14 protein-coding genes are annotated in these 13,976 nt (G+C 67.8%); 6 read left to right on the top strand and 8 right to left on the bottom strand.

Features of this window, described 5'->3' with window-relative positions; genetic code table 11:
- The first annotated feature begins 1 nt into the window (after window position 1).
- Window positions 2–721, top strand: coding sequence for an MgtC/SapB family protein (locus P5W98_RS23185; RefSeq protein WP_421025777.1), 720 nt, complete (start codon window positions 2–4; stop codon window positions 719–721).
- Between the two features lie 257 nt (window positions 722–978).
- Here P5W98_RS23185 and P5W98_RS23180 read toward each other — a convergent pair whose 3' ends face one another.
- Both P5W98_RS23180 and P5W98_RS23175 read right to left on the bottom strand, forming a co-directional pair.
- Window positions 979–2,775, bottom strand: a complete 1,797-nt coding sequence (locus P5W98_RS23180; RefSeq protein WP_421025778.1) for a thiamine pyrophosphate-requiring protein — start codon at window positions 2,773–2,775, stop codon at window positions 979–981.
- 108 nt (window positions 2,776–2,883) lie between these two features.
- Window positions 2,884–5,148, bottom strand: coding sequence for a catalase (locus P5W98_RS23175; protein WP_421025779.1), 2,265 nt, complete (start codon window positions 5,146–5,148; stop codon window positions 2,884–2,886).
- Between the two features lie 260 nt (window positions 5,149–5,408).
- On the opposite strand from P5W98_RS23175, the gene P5W98_RS23170 reads away from it, so the two are divergent.
- From P5W98_RS23170 to P5W98_RS23155, 4 genes are read left to right on the top strand one after another with little or no spacing between them, the layout of a single operon-like run.
- Entirely contained in the window at window positions 5,409–5,957 is a 549-nt protein-coding gene (locus P5W98_RS23170; RefSeq protein WP_421025780.1) for a (2Fe-2S)-binding protein, read from the top strand.
- Window positions 5,954–6,973: an FAD binding domain-containing protein gene (locus P5W98_RS23165; protein ID WP_421025781.1), complete on the top strand. Its 1,020-nt coding sequence runs from the start codon at window positions 5,954–5,956 to the stop codon at window positions 6,971–6,973. Before P5W98_RS23170 ends, P5W98_RS23165 begins: the two co-directional genes overlap by 4 nt.
- Window positions 6,970–9,324, top strand: coding sequence for a xanthine dehydrogenase family protein molybdopterin-binding subunit (locus P5W98_RS23160; RefSeq protein ID WP_421025782.1), 2,355 nt, complete (start codon window positions 6,970–6,972; stop codon window positions 9,322–9,324). Before P5W98_RS23165 ends, P5W98_RS23160 begins: the two co-directional genes overlap by 4 nt.
- A complete protein-coding gene (locus P5W98_RS23155; RefSeq protein WP_421025783.1) occupies window positions 9,321–10,418 on the top strand; it encodes an enolase C-terminal domain-like protein in 1,098 nt (365 codons plus the stop codon). Before P5W98_RS23160 ends, P5W98_RS23155 begins: the two co-directional genes overlap by 4 nt.
- Window positions 10,419–10,455: 37 nt before the next feature.
- Here P5W98_RS23155 and P5W98_RS23150 read toward each other — a convergent pair whose 3' ends face one another.
- Genes P5W98_RS23150 through P5W98_RS23135 form a run of 4 tightly spaced genes read right to left on the bottom strand, consistent with a single transcriptional unit; the run spans window position 10,456 to window position 12,304 of the window.
- The gene (locus P5W98_RS23150) at window positions 10,456–11,034 is read right to left on the bottom strand and encodes a hypothetical protein (RefSeq protein WP_421025784.1); all 579 of its coding nucleotides are present in this window, start codon (window positions 11,032–11,034) and stop codon (window positions 10,456–10,458) included.
- A gap of 34 nt (window positions 11,035–11,068) precedes the next feature.
- Window positions 11,069–11,344: a DUF1488 domain-containing protein gene (locus tag P5W98_RS23145; protein ID WP_421025785.1), complete on the bottom strand. Its 276-nt coding sequence runs from the start codon at window positions 11,342–11,344 to the stop codon at window positions 11,069–11,071.
- 31 nt (window positions 11,345–11,375) lie between these two features.
- Window positions 11,376–11,927: a type 1 glutamine amidotransferase domain-containing protein gene (locus P5W98_RS23140; protein ID WP_421025786.1), complete on the bottom strand. Its 552-nt coding sequence runs from the start codon at window positions 11,925–11,927 to the stop codon at window positions 11,376–11,378.
- Window positions 11,912–12,304, bottom strand: coding sequence for a hypothetical protein (locus P5W98_RS23135; protein ID WP_421025787.1), 393 nt, complete (start codon window positions 12,302–12,304; stop codon window positions 11,912–11,914). Before P5W98_RS23135 ends, P5W98_RS23140 begins: the two co-directional genes overlap by 16 nt.
- 198 nt (window positions 12,305–12,502) lie before the next feature.
- On the opposite strand from P5W98_RS23135, the gene P5W98_RS23130 reads away from it, so the two are divergent.
- Entirely contained in the window at window positions 12,503–12,994 is a 492-nt protein-coding gene (locus tag P5W98_RS23130) for a PRC-barrel domain-containing protein (RefSeq protein ID WP_421025788.1), read from the top strand.
- 66 nt (window positions 12,995–13,060) lie between these two features.
- On the opposite strand, the gene P5W98_RS23125 is transcribed toward P5W98_RS23130, so the two are convergent.
- Together P5W98_RS23125 and P5W98_RS23120 are read right to left on the bottom strand one after the other, a co-directional pair.
- Complete coding sequence (locus P5W98_RS23125; protein ID WP_421025789.1) at window positions 13,061–13,324, bottom strand: hypothetical protein; 264 nt, start codon at window positions 13,322–13,324, stop codon at window positions 13,061–13,063.
- Window positions 13,325–13,341: 17 nt separating this feature from the next.
- Window positions 13,342–13,893: a ferritin-like domain-containing protein gene (locus P5W98_RS23120; protein WP_421025790.1), complete on the bottom strand. Its 552-nt coding sequence runs from the start codon at window positions 13,891–13,893 to the stop codon at window positions 13,342–13,344.
- Between the last annotated feature and the right edge of the window lie 83 nt (window positions 13,894–13,976).

Raw genomic sequence — 13,976 nt, 5'->3', positions numbered from 1 at the left:
GATGAATCCCATGCCGATGGTGCTCACCTGGCCCGATTTCGCCGGCCGGATTGCCGTCGCCGTCGTCGCGGGCGCGCTGATCGGATGGAATCGCGGCGAGTCCGGCAACGCCGCCGGCCTGCGCACGACCTTGCTCGTATGCATCGCGGCCTGTCTCGCGATGCTTCAGGTGAACGTGCTCCTGCTCCAGCACGGCAAAGCCCACGACTCCTTCGTCGTGCTCGACCTGATGCGGCTGCCGCTCGGAATTCTTTCCGGGGTGGGCTTCATCGGTGCGGGCTCGATTCTGCACAAGGACGGCCTCGTGCAAGGCGTCACCACGGCGGCCACGATGTGGTACGTCACGATGATCGGTTTGTGCGCGGGCGGCGGCCAGTACGTGCTCGCGCTGGCGGGCACCGTGCTCGGCATGATCGTTCTGCAGACCCTCCAGCGGGTGGAGCGCCGCTTGCCGCGCGGGCGCCGCGCTCACGTCACGCTAGGCCACGATGCCGGCGACGATCCGCGCCAACGGCTCGAAGAAACGCTGCGCGGCCGCCGCTGTCTCGTGGTGCCGCTGGGCGTGGCGCGCGAAGCGGGCGAAGGTGTCCCGCACGGACGCCTCAACGCGTCATTTGAAGTGCGCTGGCAAGCCAGCCCCAACGACGAGGCCGTCGAAAACGCGCTCTCGGAACTCGTCGCGCGCATGCACGATGAATCGTCGTGGTCCATCGAGCGTTGATGGGGAGCGCTTTGTTCACTGCGCTTTGTTCACTGCGCTTTGTTCACTGCGCTTTGTTCACTGCGCTTTGTTCACTGCGCTTTGTTCACTGCGCTTTGTTCACTGCGCTTTGTTCACTGCGCTTTCTTCGCCGCGCTTTCTTCACCGCGTTTTTCCCGCCACGGATGCGCCCCGGCACATGAAGCAATTACGCGTAATGCCTGAAATGGGGCACATGACGGCTTGCGCGCCCGGTGCCCTCGATGAACTCAGTGCACTCAGTGCTTCTTCCCCGGCATCACCGAAGCCACCACTTGCCGCGCGGTATTCGCGATCACGCTGCCCTCGGCGGGGTCGCCCTCCATCAGCGCGCGCGCGAAGTGGCGCGCCTGCTCCATCGTCACGTGCGGCGGCAGCGGCGGCACCTCCGGATCGGTCTTCACTTCGATCACCACGGGACGCTGCGCGGACAGCGCCTGCTCCCACGCCTCGCCCAGGCGGGCGGGATCGTCGACGTAGATGCCCGTGAGCCCCACCAACTCCGCAAAGCGGTGATAAGGCACGTTCGGGATGTCCTGCGAAGCCTCGAATTTGGGATCCCCCATCATGACGCGCTGCTCCCACGTGACCTGGTTCAGGTCCTCGTTGTTGAACACCGCGCAGATCCAGCGCGGATCGGCCCACTCGTGCCAGTACTTCGACACGGTGATGAGCTCCGCCATATTGTTCATCTGCATCGCGCCGTCGCCCACCAGCGCGATCACGGGCCGCTGCGGATGGGCAAGCTTGGCGGCGATCGCATACGGCACGGCCGCGCCCATCGACGCCAGGCCGCCCGAGAGCGAGCACATCATGCCGCGGCGGATCTTGAGGTCGCGCGCGTACCAGTTCGCGCACGAGCCGGAGTCGCTCGTGACGATCGCGCCATCGGGCAAGCGCTGCGATAGCTCGGTCACCACGCGCTGCGGGTTGACCCGGCCGCCCGTTTTTGCCAGCGCGCGTTCGTCGAGCACGCGCTGCCAGCGCTCGACCGCGTGCACGATGCGATCGCGCCAGCTCTGCGCGTTCTTCTGTTCGAGCCGCGGCAGCAGCGCGCGCAACGTGGCCGCGCTATCGCCCACGAGACTCACTTCCATCGGGTAGCGCACGCTCAACATGCCGGGGTCGATGTCGATCTGCACGGCGCGCGCGTCGCCTTCCTTCGGCAGGAACTCGGAATACGGAAAGCCCGAGCCGATCATCAGCAACGTGTCGCAGGCCGACATCATCTCGTCGGTGGGCCGGGTGCCGAGCAGGCCGATCGAGCCCGTGACCCACGGCAAGTCGTCGGGCAGCGCGGCCTTGCCGAGCAGCGCCTTGGCCACGCCCGCATGCAGGCGCTCGGCCACGGCGATCACTTCGTCGGTGGCGTCGAGCGCACCCGCGCCCACCAGTATCGCCACCCGGTGCCCGGCGTTGAGCACCGCGGCCGCGCGCTCGAGGTCCGCCTCGCGCGGCACCACCTCGGGCGCCGCGTAGCCCACGCCCGAGTGTGCGGTGCCGTGCTTGCGCGGGGGCGACTCGTAGTCGAGTTCCTGCAGGTCGTTGGGCAGCACGATGGCCGTGACCGTGCGGCGCGACAGCGCGATGCGCACCGCGCGGTCCACCACGTGGCGCACCTGTGCCGGCACGCTCGCCTGCTGCACGTAGGCGCCGGCCACGTCCTTGAACATCGAGACCAGATCGAGCTCCTGCTGGTAATGCGCGCCGAGCGCCGCGCGCGCCTGCTGGCCCACGATGGCGAGCACCGGCATGTGGTCGAGCCGCGCGTCGTAGAGCCCGGTGAGCAGATGCGACGCGCCCGGCCCGGAGGTGGCGATGCACACGCCCAGCTCGCCCGTGAATTTCGCGTGCGCGCTCGCCATGAACGCCGCCATTTCCTCGTGGCGCGCCTGCACGAAGCCGATCTTGTCCCCGGCGCGCCGCAGCGCGCCGAACACGCCGTTGATGCCGTCGCCTGGATAGCCGAAGATGCGCCGCACGCCCCACTCGTGCAGACGCTCGACGATGAAGTCGCTGACCGTGGTCGTCGCCATTTCTGCTTCTCCCGATAGATGTCCGAACAATGGTCGTCGCGCAAGCAGCGGGCCTGGCACGGTGTTGCCGTCTCGCCGCGGCGCGCCCGCGCTCACGCGCTCACGCGCTCACGCCGCCACCGACTCCGCCTGCGCCGCGCGCGACCAGATGCGGTGCTGGCCTGCCGCGTCGATGAACGCCCGCAGCACATTGGCCACGTCGGCAGCGTCGCCGTGCGCCACCCCATCGGCAGGATCGGGCAGTTGCGCCGCGCTCAGCACGAGCCGCCCCGCGTCCGCCGCGCCAATCGCCTTCAGGTGCTTGAACGCCTCGCTCACGAAGTGGCGAGCGTCGCCCGATTGCGCGAGCGTCTGCGCGGCCTGTTCGCCGCCGGGCAAGAACACCGCATCGAACATCACCGAGGGCATGCCCGCGATCGTCGCGTCGGGCACGAGGCCGTCGATCGCTTCGAACGTGGGTGCCACCAGCAAGGCCTGCGCGCCGGCCATCGACAACGCCTCGCGCAACTGCCGGATCATCGCGCCGTCGCCGCCCGGCGCGCTCAGCAACGCGATCTTGCGCGTCGCGATGCCGGGCTTCACGCGGTTGAGCAGGCTGAGCGCCGGCGAAGCAGGCGGCTGCGGCCTGCCCGCGCTGTTGCGTGCGCTGTTGCGTGCGCTGTTGCCTGCGCTGTTGCCTGCGCTGCTGCCTGCGCTGCTGCCTGCGCTGCCGCCTTCGCTGCTGCCTTCGCTGCTGCCTTCGCTGCTGCCTTCGCTGCTGCCTTCGCTGCTGCCTTCGCTGCTGCCTTCGCTATTGCCAGGCTTGCTGCCGGCCTTGGGCGCGGCCATCCCGAGCGCGTTCGCCACGCGCGCGGCGAGATCGGCGTCGATGTTCGCGAGAATCTCGTTGACGGTGCGCTCGCGTATCTCCGGCTTCGTCACCTTGCCCAGCTCGAACGCGTAGGCGGCCACGATATGCGCCTGCTCGGGCTCGGACATGCTCCGGTAGAACATCGTGGCCTGCGAGAAGTGATCGGCGAACGAGTCGCTGCGCACGCGGATTTTCGCGCCCTCCATGCGCTCCTGGTAGCTTTCGAAGCCGCCGGCATCAGGAGGCGTCTCTTTCGGCCAGCCCTCGCTCACCGAATTGGGCTCATACGACGCCTGGCCGACCGCGATCGTCTGCCGGTGCATGGCGTCGCGCTGATTGTTGTGGAACGGGCAGACCGGCCGGTTGATCGGAAGCTCGTGAAAATTGGGTCCGCCCAGACGGCTGATCTGCGTGTCGGTATAGGAGAACAAACGCCCCTGCAACAGCGGGTCGTTCGTGAAATCGATGCCCGGCACGATATGGCCCGGATGGAACGCCACCTGCTCGGTCTCGGCGAAAAAATTGTCGGGATTGCGGTTGAGCGTCATCTTGCCGATGAGCTTCACGGGCACCTGCTCCTCGGGCACGAGCTTGGTGGGGTCGAGCAGATCGAAGCCGAAGGCATGCTCGTCCGCTTCTTCGATCACCTGCACGCCCAGCTCGAACTCGGGGAGATCGCCGCGCTCGATCGCCTCCCACAAATCGCGCCGATGAAAATCGGGGTCCTTGCCGGCGATCTTCTGCGCCTCGTCCCAGACCAGCGAGTACGACCCCAGCACGGGACGCCAGTGCCATTTGATGAAGCGCGCCTTGCCCGCCTGGTTGACGAGCCTGAAGGTGTGCACGCCGAAGCCCTCCATGGTGCGCAGGCTGCGTGGGATCGCGCGGTCCGACATCGCCCAGATGACCGTGTGCGCGCTTTCCGGAACGAGCGAGACGAAGTCCCAGAAGGTGTCGTGCGCGGTCGCGCCGGTGGGCATTTCATCGGGCGCTTCGGGCTTCACGGCGTGCACGAAGTCGGGAAACTTGACCGCATCCTGAATGAAGAAGACCGGCACGTTATTGCCCACCAGGTCGAAGTTGCCTTCCTCCGTGTAGAACTTGGTGGCAAAACCGCGAATGTCGCGCACGGTGTCCGCCGAGCCGCGCGGCCCTTGCACCGTCGAAAAGCGCACGTAGACCGGGGTGATTTTGGCCGGGTCCTGGAGAAATGCGGCGCGCGTAAGCTCGGCCTGCGATTCGTAGACCTGAAAGATGCCATGCGCCGCCGAACCGCGCGCGTGCACGATGCGCTCGGGAATGCGCTCGTGATCGAAGTGCGTGATCTTCTCGCGCATGATGAAGTCTTCGAGCAGCGAGGGGCCGCGCGGGCCCGCGCGCAAGGTGTTCTGGTTATCGGCAATCTTCACGCCCTGGTTCGTGCGCAGCGCCTCGCCCTGGGCGCGCGAGCGAAACGCGTCGAGCTGCCGCGACTTCGCGTCGGCCGGCGCAGGCTGGCCGCGAAATGGTTTGCGATGTGGCATCGAATGCTCCTCGTGAGTGGACCTGTGTGCCTCGCAAGCCGTGTACCGCTGTTGCGCAAGCCCGGGCAAGCTCATTGCTCACCTCACTGGACCGGCGCGCGGCGCCACGCCGCGCGCCGCGTCATTTCCCGGACCGCTGCAACGCCGCTGCAACCGCGGGCTGCAAACCGCGGGCTGCAACCGCGCTGTAACCGCAGCCCGTAACGGCCGCTGAACCCCAGCCCGTAACCGAATTTGAACCGAGCCCGAACGAGTCAGCCATGCACACCGCCACTCCCCCCCGCCTGCACGACGTTCCAACCGCTCCCGACCGCGATGCGGTTGGCGTCGTCCTCACCATCAACGGCACGCGCCACGCTTTGACCCTGGAGCCGTGGACGAGCCTGCTGGACCTGCTGCGCGAGCGCTTTGCGCTGACCGGCACCAAGAAAGGTTGCGACCACGGCCAGTGCGGCGCCTGCACGGTGCTCGTGGATGGGGTGCGCGTCAATGCGTGTCTCGCGCTCGCGGCCGCCCACGATGGCGCCGCCATCACGACGGTGGAAGGCCTCGCGCACGGCGACACGCTGCATCCGGTGCAGCAGGCCTTCGTCGACCACGACGCGTTCCAGTGCGGCTACTGCACGCCGGGCCAGATCTGCTCCGCCGTGGGCCTGCTCGCCGAGGGCCACGCCCATTGCCGCGACGACGTGCGCGAGCAAATGAGCGGCAACCTGTGCCGCTGCGGCGCGTATGTGAACATCGCCAACGCCGTCGACGCCGTGCGCCGCGCGCAGGCCCACGCCGCCGGCGAGGAGGATGCGCCATGAACCGCTTTTCGTGGATGCGCGCGACGAGCGTGGCCGAGGCCGTGCGCCTGCATGCCGTCCTGGACGACGCCCAGTTCCTCGCGGGCGGCACCAATCTCGTCGATTTGATGCGCGAAAACGTCATGCGGCCTGCCGCGCTCATCGACATCACGCGGCTGCCGCTGCGCGGCATCGAGCCGACGCCGCAAGGCGGGCTGCGCATCGGCGCGCTGGCGAGCAACAGCGCGCTCGCCTGGGACGCGCGCGTGCTCGAGCGCTACCCCATGCTCGCGCAGGCCATACTCGCGGGCGCTTCGGCGCAGATCCGCAATGCCGCGACGCTCGGCGGCAATCTGCTCCAGCGCACCCGCTGCCTGTACTTCTACGATCCGGACACGCGCTGCAACAAGCGCACGCCCGGCAGCGGCTGCGCCGCGCTCGACGGCGTGAACCGCATGCACGCGATCCTTGGCGCGAGCGAGCACTGCATCGCGACGCATCCGTCCGATCTGTGCGTCGCGCTCGCGGCGCTCGATGCGAGCGTGCACGTCGCGGGACGCCGGGGCGAGCACACGCTGCCGTTCGATTCCCTGCACTGCCTGCCCGGCGATACGCCGCATCGCGAGACCGTTCTCGACCAGGAGGCGCTCATTACCGCCGTCGAGTTGCCGGCGCAAGGCTATGCTCGGCACTGCACGTATCTGAAGGTGCGCGATCGCCAGTCGTATGCCTTTGCTTTGGTATCCGTAGCATTGGGCCTGCACGTGGAGGACGGCGTGATACGTGCGCTCGGCTGCGCGCTCGGCGGCGTCGCGCACAAGCCGTGGCGCGACCGCGCAGCCGAAGCGCAGCTGATCGGCCACGCAGCCGATGACGCCCATGCGCACACGCACTTTGCCGACGCCATCGTGGCGCGCGCCGACCCGCGCCCCGGCAACGCCTTCAAAGTCGAGCTCGCCCGCCGTGCCATCGTGCGCGCATTCGAGCGCGCGCTCGCGCGCCAGCCAGCGCAGAACGCCGAGGAGGACGCAGCATGAGCACCGATCGTCATGTCGCAACACCCGCCGCGGCGGCCCGCGCGCCGCACGCTCAGGCGCGCATCGGCGCGCCGCTGCCGCGCGTGGACGCCCGCAGTAAAGTCACGGGCGCCGCGCGCTATGCGGCCGAATTTCCGGCTGCGGGACTCGTGCACGGCGTGGTCGTGAACGCCCCGTGCGCGCGCGGCGAGATCGTCGCCATCGACGCCTGCGCGGCGCAGGGCCTGCCCGGCGTGCTGCTCGTGCTGACGCACGAAAACCGCCCGGCGCTGGCCGTCGACGACGCTGCCTGGAAAGACCAGATCGCGCCGGGCGGCAAGCCGTTCCGGCCGCTCGGCGACGCGCGCATCCGCTATGCGGGCCAGCCCGTCGCGCTGGTGGTGGCCGAAACGCACGCGCTTGCCGAGTATGCGGCGTCGCTCGTGCGCGTGCGTTACCGCAGCGAGCCGCATCAAACCGATCTCGGCAGCGTGCTGCGGGACGCCGTCATGCCGTCGCTGGAAAAAGGCGGCTTCGAACCGCCGCCCGCGCCGCGCGGCGACGCTTACGAGGCGCTCGCGCACGCCGACGCGCGCACCGACGCGTTCTACTCCACGCCGGTGGAATTCCATCAACCGATGGAGCCGCACGGCTGCACGGTCGTGCCCTCGGCGGACGGCCGCTTCACCGTCTATGAAAAGACTCAGGGCGTGCGCAACACGCAGCGGTACTTGATGCACGTGTTCGGTCTGGCGCAAGACCGCGTGCGGGTGATTTCGCCGTTCGTGGGCGGCGCGTTCGGCTCCGGCCTGCGGCCGCAGTATCATCTGCCGCTCGCCATGATGGCCGCGCGCAGCTTGCGCCGCCCGGTGCGCGTCTCGCTCACGCGCGCGCAGATGTTCACTTTCGGTCATCGGCCCGCTTCGGTCCAGCACGTCGCGCTCGGCGCGCGCCGCGACGGCCGGCTCGAAGCAATCATCCACGAAGCCGTGGGAGAAACTTCGCAATTCGAGGATTTCACGGACGTGGTCGTGAATTGGGCCGGCCAGCTCTATCGCGCCGATCACGTGCTGCTCGGCTACAAGCTCGCGCGCCTCGACGTCTACACGCCCATCGACATGCGCGCGCCCGGCGCCGCCCAAGGGCTGTTCGCGCTCGAGTGCGCGATGGACGAGCTCGCCGTGACGCTCGGCATGGACCCGCTCGAGCTGCGCATCCGCAATTATTCGGTCGACGATCCCCAGAAGCAGCGGCCGTTTTCGAGCAAGGCGCTGCTCGAGTGCTACGCACAGGGCGCGGAGCGCTTCGGCTGGGGCGCGCGCGTGGCCGCGCCGCGCTCGATGCGCGACGGCCACGAGCTGGTGGGCTATGGCATGGCCACCGGCATCTGGGAGGCGCTGCAAACCGAAGCCAGCGTGCGCGCCACGCTGCGCCCCGACGGCGTGCTCGCGCTCGCGAGCGCCACGGCCGATATCGGCACCGGCACGTACACCGCCATCTCGCAGATCGGCGCCGACGCCCTGCACATGCCGATTGAGGACGTGCGCTTCACGCTCGGCGACACCTCGCTGCCGGACGCGCCGATCGAAGGCGGATCGTGGACCGTGGCGTCGGTGGGCAGCGCGGCCTGGGTCGCCTGCCGGCAACTGCGCGCACGGCTCGCGCAGTTGCTGGTCGAGCACGGCGGCGTGGGCTTCGCGAACCTCGACGCCGATACGCTGAGCGAGGCGCTCGCGATCGAGCGCGGCGAAGTTCGCCTGCGCGGCGGCACCCACGGTGAAACCCACGGCGATACCCAGGACGGCGCACAGCAAGCCGAAAGCGCGGCGCGCACCGCCATTGCCGACCTGCTCGAGCGCGCGGGCATGAAGACGCTCGAGGAGCAAGTCACGCTCAAGCCCGATGCGCAGCGCTCGCGCTATTCGCTGGCGACGCATTCGGCCGTGTTCGCCGAAGTGCGCGTGGACGAATCGCTCGGCCAGGTGCGCGTCGAGCGCGTGGTGAGCGCGGTGGCCGCCGGGCGCATCGTCAACGCCGCGACCGCCGCGAACCAGGTGGCAGGCGGCGTGGTGTGGGGCATCGGCATGGCGCTGCACGAGCGGGCGCAGTTCGATCACGCACTCGGCCGCGTCATGAATCACAACCTGGCCGACTACCTCATGCCAGTCAATGCCGACATCGGCGACATCGACGTGCTGTTCGTCGATGAGCACGACGACGTCGTGAACCCGCTCGGCGCGAAAGGCGTGGGCGAGATCGGCGTGGTGGGCGTGGCCGCGGCGATTGCGAACGCGATTTATCACGCCACGGGCAAGCGCGTGCGCGCATTGCCGATCACGCTCGATTCCCTGCTCGAGGTCCCTTCGCCATGAAGCGCTCGCCCGTCTCGAACCTGCGCGTGCAGGCCTATACGATTCCCACCGACCGCCCCGAGGCGGACGGCACCATTGCCTGGCGGGCCACCACGCTCGTGGTCGTGCACGCCGATGCGCTGGGTCAAACGGGCATCGGCTACACCTATGCGCATGCGAGCGCCACGGCGCTGATCGCCGGCGTGCTCGCCGACGCCGTTCGCCAGCACGACCTTCATGACATCGGCCGCATCAACCTCGAGATGCAGCGTGCCGTGCGCAACCTCGGCCGGCCCGGCCACGCGGCGCGCGCGATCTCGGCCGTCGATGCCGCGCTCTGGGACCTCAAGGCCAAGGTCTTCGGCGTGCCGCTCGTCGCGCTGCTGGGCGCCCAGCGCGAGAGCGTACCCGTGTACGGCAGCGGCGGATTCACGAGCTACGACCTCGACACGCTCGCGCGGCAGTTGCGCGGCTGGGTCGAGCAGGACGGCTGCCAGTGGGTGAAGATGAAGGTCGGCTCGCAGCCCGGCGACGATCCGGCGCGCGTGGCAGCGGCGCGGCGCGCCATCGGCGATGCGGGGCTGTTCGTCGACGCCAACGGTGCGTATGCACTCAAACAAGCGCAACGGCTGGCGGCCGCCTTCGACGCGCAGGGCGTGCAATGGTTCGAGGAGCCCGTTTCATCGGACGACCGGCGCGGCCTTGCGGCGCTGCGGGCGGCGCTGCCGCCCGCGATGGCGCTGGCCGCGGGCGAATATGCCTGCACCGCCGACGACTTTCGCGCGCTGCTCGAAACGCACGCGGTGGACGTGCTGCAGGCCGATGCTTCGCGTTGCTGCGGCATCACCGGCTTTCTCCAGGCCGATGCGCTCTGCGACGCGTGGCACATCCCGCTCTCGGCGCACTGCGCGCCGGCGCTGCACCTGCACGCGGCTTGCGCGGCGAAGCGCGTGGAGCACATCGAGTGGTTCCACGATCACGCGCGCATCGAAGCGATGCTGTTCGACGGCACGCCGCGCCTGCAAGACGGCCGGATCGCGCCCGATCTGGCGCGGCCCGGCTGCGGGCTGGCATTGCGTCACGCCGATGCGAAGCGCTACGCCGTGATGTCGTGATGCCGTGACGTCGCGCGATGGCGCGACGCGGGCCGGTTCACAACCGCATCGGCTCGACCGTCCGGGTCGGGTCGAAGTCGGCCCATTGCCCGTTCTGCCAGCGGCCGTTCGCGCGCTCGACCTCCATGCCGCCCGCTTGCTCCAGCACCTGCGCCGCGTTTTGCTGGGTCTGCGGACTCACGTGGACCGCCACGAGCACACCCGATTCGCGCGCCTTCGGCGTGCCGTCCGGATCGTGCCCGATGTCGGGCGGGCGTCCGCGGCCGCCGCCGCGCGTTTGCCAGAGCGCGCCAAGCAAGGTGCCGACATAGGCGCCCACGCCGGCGGCCACCGCCAGCACGAGCGGCGAGCGCAGAAAGAGCCATGAAAACACCAGGGCGCAGACAAGGCCGAGAATCGCACCCCCGGCCGCGCCCGCACCCGCGCCGAGCGACGTCCAACGCGACTGCGGATCGGCATAGCGGTCGCCGCCCACCGCAAAACGGGCGTGCTGGCCACCGGGGTTCACGTAGAACAGCGACAGGTCCTCATCCACGAACCCGTGGTTATGGAGCCTGTCGATGGCCGCTTCGGCGTGATCGAACGTCGTGAAGCGGCTCGCAACGATCAAAGACATGGCAAACCTCCCTGGATTTCAATTGCCGCCTGGCTCAGTCGTCCTCCGCGCGAAAGTACCCGCTATGCAGCACCACGGCGCCGTGGGTCTGTGCGATCGCTTCCGTGCACGCGGCGTGGATGCGCGCCAGCCCCCGCGCGAACGCATTGCGCAGCGGCTCCTCGCGTGCCGAGTCCGCACCGAAATGGTCTTCGAGCGCCTCGGCCGTAATGGCGCAGTCGAGCGGCGCGCCGTCCACCTCGGCCACGAAGCGCATCAGCAGATTTGCGCCGTCGAACCGCGGCGGCTCGCTCCGGTATCGAATGTGCATTTCCCGATTCCTCCCAATGCCTTAAAGGCTGCTAGAGCGGAGCCGACGTCGCGAGGCAGGCGATCAGCTCCGCGTTGAACGCCGGCAGGTCGTCGGGCTTGCGGCTCGTCACGAAATGCCCGTCGCGCACCACGCGCTGGTCCACCCAGGTGCCGCCCGCGTTGCGTATGTCGTCCTGCAGCGAGGGCCAGCTCGTCATGGTGCGCCCGCTCACGATTCCCGCCGAGACCGCCAGCCATCCGCCATGGCAGATCGCCGCGACGGGTTTGTGCGCGGCGTTGGCGGCGCGCACAAACTCGCGCGCCTCGGGAATCATCCTGATCGCGTCGCCGTTGATCACGCCGCCGGGCAGCACGACCCCGTCGTAGTCGTCGGCCTTCGCCTGCGCGAACGTCTGGTCGACCTTCACGCGGTTGCCCTTGTCCAGGCGGCGAAAGCCCTGAATCTCGCCGCCCTTTTGCGAAATCACATCGACCTGGGCGCCCGCTTCGGTCAATGCCCGCAACGGTCCCGTCAATTCGGATTCCTCAAATCCGTCAACGGCGAGAATCGCTACCTTGCAGTGCTTCAATTCATTCGACATCGCTGTTCTCCTTGAACGGGTTCATATTGCTCGACGTCCATCTGTCGCTGAGAAAGCTTCAGGTTCCCGGCCCAGCGCGGCGCGGCGCCGTCGAGGCACACGGTCCCGTCCGGCGGATGGTCGAACAGGTCATCTCGCGCGGCCTGGCCAATCGCGTCTCGCACCACGTCGGCATGGTTGGTGTAGTGATTCGCTTGCGCGATGCGGCGAGGAACGTCGAAGGCAATCCGCGCCGCCCCTTTTCCATCGGATCTGAAGATCACGACTACGGGCAGGGCAAGCGTGCCGATGAACATGGCGCGGTGCTCCACCTCGCCATGATCGAGCCCGATAGCGAAAAAGGTGAATTCGACGGAGTCCAGCAGCAGTTCGTCCACGACGCATCGCCTGTAAAGATGCATACCCTCGAAACCGCATCGGCCATGCCCGGGCGCTTCAGGCATACGCGATGCGGAGTCATGAGGCGTGACAACGCGCATCCTGGAGGCAACCCGTCTGCCTTCGCAGCGAACAAGCGTTGCACACCCCGTTTCACACCCCGTTTCACACCCTTACGATCAATTCAGGAGTCCATTATGGCCATAACCACCTCCCAAACCGGCGCGCACATCGTTGGCAAAGGCAGCCAAACCGCAGCCGGCCCCGGACCGTATATCATGGCGTCGAGCACGCTCGAAGGCGACCACGTATTCACTTCGGATAACGAAGATGTTGGCAAGATCAAGGAGGTTATGCTTGATGTGGAGCGCGGAAAAATCGCCTACGCCGTCATGTCGTGCGGCGGCTTTCTCGGCATCGGCGACAAGCTGATGGCGCTGCCCTGGGCTGCGCTCACGCTCGATACGACCCATAAATGCTTCATCCTCAACGTAACGAGCGAACGCATCAAGACCGCGCCGGGATTCGACAAGGATCACTGGCCGGTCATGGCCGACATCGGCTGGGCCACGACACTGCACGAGTACTACGGCACGCGTGCGCACTGGGACGAGCCCGTTTCGCCAACCGGCGAGGAACCGTTACGCGAGCCGCCCGTGCCGCCGGAAGCAGGCGGCGTAAAGCTCTAGCAGAACGAGCGCGCGGCGCCGCAGCGGGTACGGCGCCCCGAACGAAGCGCGTGGGATTGCGCCGGCCTACCTTCCCCTGCGCTTCGTCGAATTGGTATTCGCGATGGCATCGTTCTGCGTGCGCCGCTGATAATCGTCGCCGCCCCACCGGTCGGTGTCCTTGAGTCCCCGCCGTAGGTCGCGATACCCCTGCTTGCCGACGCGTCGCGGCTCCGCTTCCTCTTGCGAGTGCGGTTCCTGGTCGGCTTCATGCGGCAGCAAGGGATCGCTGGTGTGCGCGTCGGTCGGCTTTCCCTGACCGATGGTCGAGGTCTGGCGAGAGAGCTTCATAGCGGTCTCCGAAATGGCTATGCACGCTTTCCGGCGGGCAGTCCTGCCAGCAGCTCCGCCATTTCATCGGCGTGCTCTTCTTCCTTGGCAAGAATGGTTTCCATCACGCGACGCGAGGTCGGGTCCCGGTCGGAAAGGTACTGAATGATCTCGCGATAGCTGTCGATGGCGATGCGCTCCGCAACCAGGTCTTCGCGAACCATGGAGACCAGCGTATCGCCTTCGACGTACTCCGCGTGACTGCGCGTGCTCAAGTCGTCGGGCGAGAAATTCGGTTCGCCGCCGAGCTGCACGATGCGTGCCGCGATCTGGTCGGCATGCTGCTGCTCTTCGTTCGAGTGCTCGAGAAATTCGTCGGCAATGCTCTTCGACTCCAGACCGGTAGCCATGAAATGATGCCTGCGGTATCGCAGCATGCATATCAGCTCGGTTGCGAGCGCGTTGTTCAGCAATTCGAGCACGGCATCGCGGTCGGCGTGGTAGCCAGGGGTGACCGCGCCCTGCACAATATTCTCGCGCGCCCGTTTGCGGATCACTTCGAAGTCGGTCATGGAAGGCTTCTGTGACATGGAGTTCTCCATCGGGGTTGGATTCAAAACGCGTCGGGACCGGCCGGCAATGGGCAAAAACCGGCGGCCTCCACGTCGATAAC

Origin of the sequence: Paraburkholderia sp. A1BS-2L, assembly GCF_051125205.1 — a bacterium.
Lineage (GTDB): Bacteria > Pseudomonadota > Gammaproteobacteria > Burkholderiales > Burkholderiaceae > Paraburkholderia.
This window is presented reverse-complemented; position numbering and strand designations above follow the sequence as displayed.

Excerpts from the sequence above, each read along its gene's own strand:
- P5W98_RS23185 (WP_421025777.1), top strand. The coding sequence starts at position 2 with ATGAATCCCATGCCGATGGTGCTCACCTGGCCCGATTTCGCCGGCCGG.
- P5W98_RS23180 (WP_421025778.1), bottom strand. The coding sequence starts at position 2,775 with ATGGCGACGACCACGGTCAGCGACTTCATCGTCGAGCGTCTGCACGAG.
- P5W98_RS23175 (WP_421025779.1), bottom strand. The coding sequence starts at position 5,148 with ATGCCACATCGCAAACCATTTCGCGGCCAGCCTGCGCCGGCCGACGCG.
- P5W98_RS23170 (WP_421025780.1), top strand. The coding sequence starts at position 5,409 with ATGCACACCGCCACTCCCCCCCGCCTGCACGACGTTCCAACCGCTCCC.
- P5W98_RS23165 (WP_421025781.1), top strand. The coding sequence starts at position 5,954 with ATGAACCGCTTTTCGTGGATGCGCGCGACGAGCGTGGCCGAGGCCGTG.
- P5W98_RS23160 (WP_421025782.1), top strand. The coding sequence starts at position 6,970 with ATGAGCACCGATCGTCATGTCGCAACACCCGCCGCGGCGGCCCGCGCG.
- P5W98_RS23155 (WP_421025783.1), top strand. The coding sequence starts at position 9,321 with ATGAAGCGCTCGCCCGTCTCGAACCTGCGCGTGCAGGCCTATACGATT.
- P5W98_RS23150 (WP_421025784.1), bottom strand. The coding sequence starts at position 11,034 with ATGTCTTTGATCGTTGCGAGCCGCTTCACGACGTTCGATCACGCCGAA.
- P5W98_RS23145 (WP_421025785.1), bottom strand. The coding sequence starts at position 11,344 with ATGCACATTCGATACCGGAGCGAGCCGCCGCGGTTCGACGGCGCAAAT.
- P5W98_RS23140 (WP_421025786.1), bottom strand. The coding sequence starts at position 11,927 with ATGTCGAATGAATTGAAGCACTGCAAGGTAGCGATTCTCGCCGTTGAC.
- P5W98_RS23130 (WP_421025788.1), top strand. The coding sequence starts at position 12,503 with ATGGCCATAACCACCTCCCAAACCGGCGCGCACATCGTTGGCAAAGGC.
- P5W98_RS23125 (WP_421025789.1), bottom strand. The coding sequence starts at position 13,324 with ATGAAGCTCTCTCGCCAGACCTCGACCATCGGTCAGGGAAAGCCGACC.
- P5W98_RS23120 (WP_421025790.1), bottom strand. The coding sequence starts at position 13,893 with ATGTCACAGAAGCCTTCCATGACCGACTTCGAAGTGATCCGCAAACGG.